This window comes from Clostridium sp. MT-14, assembly GCF_042436595.1.
In the GTDB taxonomy this organism is placed as follows: domain Bacteria; phylum Bacillota; class Clostridia; order Clostridiales; family Clostridiaceae; genus Clostridium_B; species Clostridium_B aromativorans.
This window is the reverse complement of the sequence record NZ_JBHMIY010000025.1, coordinates 50,320-58,512: the sequence shown is the minus strand read 5'-3', so window position 1 is coordinate 58,512 and position 8,193 is coordinate 50,320. Positions and strand designations below refer to the sequence as shown.

Annotated in this window: 8 protein-coding genes and 1 pseudogene; 5 read left to right on the top strand and 4 right to left on the bottom strand. The window is 32.8% G+C overall.

Annotated elements, in window-relative coordinates; all coding sequences use genetic code 11:
• Window positions 1-397: pseudogene (locus tag ACFHWD_RS15440) on the top strand (sialidase); the annotation flags it as partial.
• Window positions 398-742: 345 nt separating this feature from the next.
• On the opposite strand, the gene ACFHWD_RS15435 reads toward ACFHWD_RS15440, so the two are convergent.
• From ACFHWD_RS15435 to amrA, 4 genes are all read right to left on the bottom strand, one after another.
• The gene (locus ACFHWD_RS15435) at window positions 743-1,960 is read right to left on the bottom strand and encodes a CsxC family protein (RefSeq protein ID WP_229981725.1); all 1,218 of its coding nucleotides are present in this window, start codon (window positions 1,958-1,960) and stop codon (window positions 743-745) included.
• A 193-nt stretch (window positions 1,961-2,153) separates the two neighbouring features.
• Window positions 2,154-3,095, bottom strand: coding sequence for a CsxC family protein (locus ACFHWD_RS15430; protein WP_229981724.1), 942 nt, complete (start codon window positions 3,093-3,095; stop codon window positions 2,154-2,156).
• Window positions 3,096-3,219: 124 nt separating this feature from the next.
• The gene (gene amrS / locus ACFHWD_RS15425) at window positions 3,220-4,077 is read right to left on the bottom strand and encodes an AmmeMemoRadiSam system radical SAM enzyme (RefSeq protein ID WP_150356698.1); all 858 of its coding nucleotides are present in this window, start codon (window positions 4,075-4,077) and stop codon (window positions 3,220-3,222) included.
• Between the two features lie 10 nt (window positions 4,078-4,087).
• Window positions 4,088-5,491, bottom strand: coding sequence for an AmmeMemoRadiSam system protein A (gene amrA / locus ACFHWD_RS15420; RefSeq protein ID WP_179977331.1), 1,404 nt, complete (start codon window positions 5,489-5,491; stop codon window positions 4,088-4,090).
• A 218-nt stretch (window positions 5,492-5,709) separates the two neighbouring features.
• Here amrA and ACFHWD_RS15415 point away from each other — a divergent pair, with 218 nt between their 5' ends.
• Genes ACFHWD_RS15415 through ACFHWD_RS15400 form a run of 4 tightly spaced genes read left to right on the top strand, consistent with a single transcriptional unit; the run spans window position 5,710 to window position 8,132 of the window.
• Window positions 5,710-6,507, top strand: coding sequence for a methyltetrahydrofolate cobalamin methyltransferase (locus ACFHWD_RS15415; RefSeq protein ID WP_150356700.1), 798 nt, complete (start codon window positions 5,710-5,712; stop codon window positions 6,505-6,507).
• Window positions 6,508-6,554: 47 nt separating this feature from the next.
• Window positions 6,555-7,163, top strand: a complete 609-nt coding sequence (locus ACFHWD_RS15410; protein ID WP_229981723.1) for a GTP-binding protein — start codon at window positions 6,555-6,557, stop codon at window positions 7,161-7,163.
• A complete protein-coding gene (locus ACFHWD_RS15405; RefSeq protein WP_150356702.1) occupies window positions 7,156-7,578 on the top strand; it encodes a hypothetical protein in 423 nt (140 codons plus the stop codon). The genes ACFHWD_RS15410 and ACFHWD_RS15405 overlap by 8 nt, the downstream gene beginning before the upstream one ends.
• The gene (locus ACFHWD_RS15400) at window positions 7,575-8,132 is read left to right on the top strand and encodes a DUF2284 domain-containing protein (protein ID WP_150356703.1); all 558 of its coding nucleotides are present in this window, start codon (window positions 7,575-7,577) and stop codon (window positions 8,130-8,132) included. The genes ACFHWD_RS15405 and ACFHWD_RS15400 overlap by 4 nt, the downstream gene beginning before the upstream one ends.
• Window positions 8,133-8,193: the final 61 nt, after the last annotated feature.

Sequence of the window (8,193 nt, the reverse complement as noted above, 5' to 3'; positions counted from 1 at the left end):
GAGTGACTGGGAAAGCCTAGGTGGAAACTTGACCTCGGCACCTGCCGCTGTTTCCTGGGGAAACAACAGAATTGACGTATTTGCACGTGGACAAGGTAATCGATTGTATCATCTGTGGTGGAATGGCTCTCGTTGGAGTTCATGGGAAGATCTTGGCGGAAGATTAACTTCCGGCCCGGCTGTCTCTTCCAGAGGGACAAATAGACTTGAGGTCTTTGCAAGAGGCTTAAATAACCAGTTGATTACTAGATCATGGAATGGATCCAGGTGGAGTGATTGGCGCAGCTTGGGTGGAAACATAACTTCCGAACCTGCTGCGGTATCTTGGGGGCCAAATAGAACAGATGTATTTGCTAGAGGAAGAAATAATGCCATGTGGCATATATACAGAAACTAAATTCAAAAGTTGAAGAGTTCAAATACCAAATAGTGGAAATACGATATTTGAACTCTACTATTTTCAATATAATCTATGCAGTTGCATATAGTAAGTTATTTGTATAATATAATAAATTAAGTATTATATTCTTTATATTTCCAGGGAAATTTTGAAAAATTACTGTACGATATTTTCTGTGTAGGATGTATATAAAAAATAATATGTTGAAATAAAAATGTACCTGTATATAAAATTCAGGTACATTTTACAAATATTTCATTTCTAATTTCTATCCGAACACTCCCATTTGCTAACACTTCCGAAATTAGCAAACTTAAGAATCACTTTATTTATAAACAAGTTTTATGGTGAGATTTCTACATATTGATTTTGCAGCAGCTTTATTGTTAGGAGCAGTACCACTTTTTCAGTAATTTTATGGGAATCCTTATTTAAAGACGATTTGCGATCTTGGTTTTTTGGATGTTCAAGAATATCAGTTTCAACAATTTCTGAATTTATCAATTGACAAAATACACTTTCATTAAAAGGTTGAATTAATTTAAAATTTTGTTCATGGGCATTTTGAGCTATACTATCTTTTTCGGAAATACCACAGATTTTAACATCAGTTTCTGATATATCTATTTTATTTTGAGAAGGAGTAGGTGTAAATTTAGGGGGAGTTTTAAGGGGGATTTTAGTGGCGCACTTAAATGGTATTTTAGCGGAAGAATATTTTAAAATTTCTCCTTTAACCTGTTCTTTCGAAATATATTCAATATTTTTTTTAATAAAACCATCTATGAATACTATTCCCGTATTATATTTGTGGCTTTCAAAGCTAGGTGTAAATTTAAACTGATTTAAATATACGTTTTTTCCTATGTCCTTAATTTCTGATACAGTATCTTGCAGCTTAAGGGAAGATTGAACAGTAATAATTACTTTGCATTCTGCTAGTACTACTGGAACTTTTATCGTCACTGGTCCTTTAATTGCCTTGGAAATATAAGGAATGTTTTCGCAAAGAGGTAGCATTTCTGAAGTAACGGTCGTTTCGCAATTTTCGACAGCAATTTTATTTTTATTTGAGGGTATAATTTGCTCAGTATTAACATTTTCTAATAAGATATGATTTTCATTGCACTGTTGATTATGATTTAAATCAGATTCAAGAAGATTTGGCGTATGAACAGAATTATCTTCTATATATTTTTTGTTTTGATTGTTGTAATAATTTCTATTAGGTTCAATGTATTCTACGATTTTATCATTCTCAAATACTAAAAATTTTTTGTAATAGTGGTTCCACAAATAATTTTTTCCACTATAATGTTTTTTATCATGTCTTTCTCTATATCTGTGGCTATTGTGCTCACGGTGTTTTTTATCATTTTTTATATTATGTTCATTATCTAAGATCACTTCATAATCTTTATTCTGATGCTTTTTATGATGCCTGTCATGGTCTTTTCTTTTATGATGTCTCTTATGATGTTTCCTGTTAAGCTCATTGTCATAATAATTTTTTCCAGGATGATTTTTATCATATTCAGTTGAAGAATATTTTATCTCCATAATTCATTCCCCTTTTAATAGTATTGTAAATTAAGGTGTTTGAAAGGTACAATTATTTTAGATCATTTTATCACTGTTTTTTATATTCTAAAAAATAGATCCAAAACTTTTTTTAGATAAGCTTTGGATCTTCAGTATATAAGTTAGACAATATAATATTTAGAAAGATATTAATATTACTAAATTTCTACTTCTAACAATCTTTTTCTTTAGGCCATGGATCATGAGGGTCAACTGGATCACACGGAGTGCATTCAGAGACAGAAGTATCATATTTTTGAGATGAATTTTCAAAAGTCTTCTTAGGTTCTCCCAGTGAATCGATTCTTACCTGTTGTTTTTGCAGTACTTTTAATGTCAGATCTATCACTATTTTTTCGGTGAATGTACGGAACTCCTGCTCCATAGGACTTCCATAGAGTTTACCGTTTACTGGAACTGGACATTTATGAATGTCAACTTCAGTAATACATGATTTTACTAATTCACAGAAAGGTTTTTCATTAAATATTTCCGTAGTAGTGAAATTTTGATCACAAGGATTACGTCCAATTATAGGATCTGCACAAACGTCACAGCTTTTGAGGCTATCTGTAAAGTATTGCAGCTCTTGTGAATTAGGGTTACTGCGGAAGAAAGGTTTTCTAATGAATTTAACCCTAGTAGTACAATTAAAAGGTACCTTAACTGTGCAGTGTCTTATATCGCCGCATATATTTTTTTTGTCACTGCTTATACATTTTTCTGTTGCATACTCAATATTTTTTCTTACGAAACCTGATATATATAATATACCGGTATCGGATTTCTTATCTTGAGAGAAAGGAATAAGGCGGCATTGAGTTAAATATACATTCTTCTTAATACGTTTTATTTCTATTGCTTCTTTGTCTAATGTTATAGTAGCTTCAACTGGAATAGTTATATTTGTCTCTGCTAGTATAACTGGAATTTTAACAAATGTGTCTCCATATGGAATCACATCTGGTTTTACACGAATTTGATCACACATACCTTCAGTTTTAGCCGTAACAATTGCACAAGATTTATCATTGTTTTGATTATAAGCTAAATTATTAGAGGTATTGTCTGTATAAACTTCATTTTTTTGACCTGATTCATATACATCACTCATAAATAATGTTATCCTCCTTTTTATCTAAGAAAATATGATTAGTAAATGTTGACTGTATCAGATTCTAATATATACTATTCATATTTATAGTTTTTGTTACAGGAAGAATATCCATATTTAATATTCATATGTTTCCCAGGCACACTTTGTTGAGATATTTTTTAGCAATTTCTTTTGCTTTTAACATGAATTTTATATCCGTAGGGGGATTACTCAGTTTATATCGTGGAAAATACCTGGTTAGGTGAAGAGGAATATTTTTATCTATACTGCTTAGAAATTTTGCTATGGATTCTACATCATCCATATTGTCGTTTTCACCAGTTACTAATAGATTGGTTATTTCCACATGACAGATTTTAGATGAAATTTTTATTGTATCCAATACTGGCTTTAGGTTTCCACCACAGATATTGCTGTAATATTTATTGCTGTAACTTTTTAAATCGATGTTCATGGCGTCTACATAATGAATAAGTTCACTTAAAGGTTTTTCATTTATATACCCGTTGGTTACGAGAACTACAGAAGAAGATTTATCTGCTTCTTTTAAAAGCTTTGCACATTCATATACATATTCATACCATATGGTGGGTTCATTATAAGTAAAAGCAATGCCTATATTATTTTTGGTGGTCAATATTGCTTTTACCAATTGCTCCGGGGGAAGAAAATGGCTTTTTGCTTTGAACTGGGAAATACTATAATTCTGGCAGAAGCTGCAGGTAAAATTGCATCCGAAGCTTCCTGCAGATAATATACAAGTTGAGGGTTTGAAATAGTATAGGGGTTTTTTCTCTATAGGATCTAAAGCAATAGAAGTTATTTCTCCATAGTTGATAGTGAAAAGTTTTCCTTTCTCATTAGTTCTTACTTTACACCTTCCAAAATTGTTTTCACCTATAATGCAGTTGTGAGGACATAGGCAGCAGTGAATTCTATTGTCGTTTAATTTTTCATAAAATTTAGCTTCCATTTTCATAAATATCACCCTATTCTATATGTCTTACTACTTTAAATCTTTCTATAGTATATTTTTCATGAGGATTTATATTTCCCTTTTTCAAAGCAATGGACAATTGTTTATCTACAGTATCTACACCTTCTAAGTCTGGAAGTAGAACACCAGTCTTTCCCTTGCTTTCTACGATAACTCCGTATTTTTTAGGGCTTAGGTCTTTTTTAGTACAAATTTCAGGTGTTGTGAGCACATCTACGGAAAAGATTATATCTGTAAGCTCTGATTTATTTACTTGAATGAATCTTGGATCGTTGATACCGGCTTCTATAGAATTTCTTATGATTTCCTCTGCCACTGAATTGGCGGTAGGGAGTAAAGTACCTATGCAGCCCCTTAACTCCCCGTATTTTTTTAATGAGACAAATACGGCTCTTTTACTGTTTTTCATCTCGTGAGTTACGTAATCGGGAAGTTTAGATATAGGTTTCCCGGTTGTTAAGTAATTTGTCAAGTTTTCTCTGGCCAGACGGACATATGGATCCATGGAGTTTAATTTTTCTTCATATCTGTGTTTCCTGTTTTTTTCTAAGATTTCAAGTATGGAAGTGCCCTTTGAAGTAACATCAAATTTCATAACGCCGTATCCTACACCGAAGGGTCCTTCATAGCTTAAAAGATTGCCTTTGAATTTCTTACCGTCAAAGGCTCCAAGGAGAATGAGCACAGAACGTCTTGCACATTCTCCGGCATCCTGTATTACACTTTTATCTATGCTGAAAGTATCCTCTACGCTTCCCTTTTTGAGGTCATTTAAAAATTCTCTGTCGAATTTTTCACCATTTGGACTATAACTATAAGGTCCTTCTTCTTTGAGTCTGTGAGACAGATCTCCACTTGCAATAAATACTGCGTTTCTACCTAGTTCATCTACAGATTTGCTTATTATCATGCCAAATTTGTAGAGCTCTATATCATCTATTGGTGCATAAGTTATATGAACGAGTCTATAATTTGTATAGTTTTTATTTACAAAATAAAGTGGAACAATAGCTCCATGATCTAAGACTGTAGATCTGTGGTATCTAGACAACAATGAGTTATCAGCCATTACAACGGGAATTTTTTGTGATATTGAAGTCTGATATATTTTATCTGTGAGTTCTTTATCGATAGAGAGTTTCATGGATACACTACCTGCACCAAAGTCTTTAAAACTGCCGCTTACACTGTCACAAAAGGTAAGTGCTACAGCATCCCTGAACATGGTGCCATGTGGTGTAATTACTATTATGGTATCAGGAGATTTTTTTGCAATATCCTTTGATACTTCGTTTAAACTGTTTATGGTATCAGCTATTTTATTTTCCTCACCCCTGCCTACTTCGGGAATTATTATGGGAGGGTGGGGGGACAAGTAAAAACCATTTATACTCAACAAAATCACCTCGAAAATAATTTATCTGATTAATAGAGTTTTTATAATAATAATACTCTTTTTTACTAAATAGTTATAGGTATAAAAGTAATTTTTTAAAAGAATACAATATGTATAAATAAATATAGTAGAATTAGTCACTATGTAAGATGAATTTACGGAATACATGTGCTATTCTATGGTTAATGTAAATGTTTAATTAAAGGGAGGCAGAGTAAATGGAAATTATAGGGGAATTAATAAATACCAGCAGAAAACTGATATCTGAAGCTGTGAAAAAGAAAGATGGACAGTATATAAGGTATATTGCAAAACTTCAACAGGAGAGTGGAGCTACATATATTGACGTGAACTGCGGCACGTTTATGCAGGCTGAGGTTGAAATTATGAAATGGCTAGTAGACAATGTGCTTAAAGGGTGCAGCTTGCCTCTTTGTATAGATAGTCCAAACCCTCTTGCTTTAGATGCTGGACTTGGAAAGTCACAAAATGGAAGGCCTATGATAAATTCTATAACAGGTGAGGATGAAAGATGGAGTGCGGTACTTCCGCTGATAAAAAAATACAATTCCAAAATCATAGCTCTTTGTATTGATAATACCGGAATGCCAAAAACACAAGAAGATAGACTTAGAATTGCAGAATACCTTGTTAGCAGGCTTACAGATGAGGGAATTGACATTCATGACATATATATAGATCCTCTTATAAAACCTATAAGTGCAGGAGAAAAGCATGGAGTAGAAGTACTTGATGCCATAGAGGAAATTATGGCAAAATACCCTGGAATACACACTGTCTGCGGGCTTACAAACATATCTTACAGCCTTCCTGCAAGAAAATTACTGAATAGGACATTTATGATACAGACCATGGCAAGGGGAATGGATTCCTATATTTTGGATCCGACAGATAATGAAATGAGAGCCTCGCTTATGGCATCTCAGACATTGATGGGCCAGGACAGGTTTTCAAGGAAATTTATCAAAGGTTTTCGCGATGGCATATATAAATAATAAATTTGGATTTGTGTTTTTAGTCTGAAAAAAGGAGGCAAAATAAAGTGAATTTAATTATTTTTGGAGGATTTCTCGGTTCAGGAAAAACAAGTTTAATATTGTCTCTGTCACATTTCCTGCTGGAAAACAAAAATTCAGTTAAATCAAACGTGGTGATTATTGAGAATGAGATTGGAGAAATTGGAGTTGATGATAAGGTTCTTGAATACAGTGGCTTAAGTGTCAGAGAATTATTTTCAGGATGTATATGCTGCCAGCTTTCTTCAGATCTTATAATTACATTAAATGATATTCATGAAAAAATAGATCCTGAATGGGTAATTATTGAAACCACGGGATTGGCTTATCCTGGTAGAATATTGAGTACATTGAAGGAGTATGGAAAAAACATAGATAGTATAAAAATTGTAACAGTAGTAGATGGAGAGCGTTTTAAGGAGCTCATTGCTGTAACGCCTGTACTTATAACTAATCAAATAGCAGATGGGGATATAATACTTATAAACAAAATGGATTTAGTTAAAGAAAAAGAATTAGAACAAATAAAAAATCATGTGAAAAAGCTTAATCCAACAGCTGGTTTGCATATGTTGTCTGCAAATACAAGTACAGATAAAGATATATGGAAAGAGGTGACTGGAAAATATGAATGATATCCATAGAGATCATTTCCATGGAATTTTTTATGGAAGGTTTAAGGAGACACCTGCAGTATTTTCCTATTCCAATTCTTTTGAGTTCAAAAATGAACTTACAGGAGATGAAATCAGAGATAGTATTTTAGAATTTATGAATAATGTTAAAAAATGGGTACAGAAGAATAAATATTTTATAGGACATTTGAAGGTTTTTGCAAAGAGTGAAAATAATTTTAATATCTGGATTGCGACTACTGGTAAAAAAATTAATGTAAAAGAATTATCAGGACAAGATGAAAGCAATATTAAGCATATTGACTTAAATATTACACTGATTGTTTTTGGAACTGATGAGGAAAGTTTAAAGTCAGAGGCCTTAAAAAATCTGAATAAAAGTTTATCCATTGATTCAGAGGAGAGAAATGTATGAGATCTAAATTTCAATCTTTGGTAAAAGAAGCAATTGAATTAAAGGCTGATCATGCAGCGATGATAGATGTATCACAGATTAAATTTTATGAGGATGCCAGAAAGGCATGTGAAAAAAATGTCTGCGGCAATTACAACACCAACTGGATGGGACCACCAGCTGTAGGTCCAATTGATGAATTGATAGCTAAAGCTAAAGGATATAATGAGGGACTTCTAATACAGACAGTACATCAACTGTCAGGTACCTTTGACCTAAAGGGAATGAAGGCTTCAGCTCAAATTCATGAGGAAATATTTAGAAAAATTCTTTCTCACGTGAGGGCTAAATACAAGTTTAAAGAGATATTGCCTTTAAGTGCTGGATGCTGCAGGCTCTGCAAGGTATGTACCTATGTTGAAGGAACTGAGTGCAGATTTCCAGACAGGGCGCTTTCGTCCTTGGAGGCCTATGGAATTGATGTAATAGCTCTTGAAAAAAGCTGCGGGATTCCATATTATAACGGGTTGAATACAATTTCTTATGCAGGGTTAATACTTTTCAATGAAGGTTAATGTTTTAAGTTATATTATTTAATTTATGATAAAAAAGTTAACATCAAGATTTTTATGTTTA

What these genes read in the sequence shown, in the direction of transcription:
- ACFHWD_RS15435 (WP_229981725.1), bottom strand. Translation starts at nt 1,960, where the DNA reads ATGGAGATAAAATATTCTTCAACTGAATATGATAAAAATCATCCTGGA.
- ACFHWD_RS15430 (WP_229981724.1), bottom strand. Translation starts at nt 3,095, where the DNA reads ATGAGTGATGTATATGAATCAGGTCAAAAAAATGAAGTTTATACAGAC.
- amrS (WP_150356698.1), bottom strand. Translation starts at nt 4,077, where the DNA reads ATGAAAATGGAAGCTAAATTTTATGAAAAATTAAACGACAATAGAATT.
- ACFHWD_RS15415 (WP_150356700.1), top strand. Translation starts at nt 5,710, where the DNA reads ATGGAAATTATAGGGGAATTAATAAATACCAGCAGAAAACTGATATCT.
- ACFHWD_RS15405 (WP_150356702.1), top strand. Translation starts at nt 7,156, where the DNA reads ATGAATGATATCCATAGAGATCATTTCCATGGAATTTTTTATGGAAGG.
- ACFHWD_RS15400 (WP_150356703.1), top strand. Translation starts at nt 7,575, where the DNA reads ATGAGATCTAAATTTCAATCTTTGGTAAAAGAAGCAATTGAATTAAAG.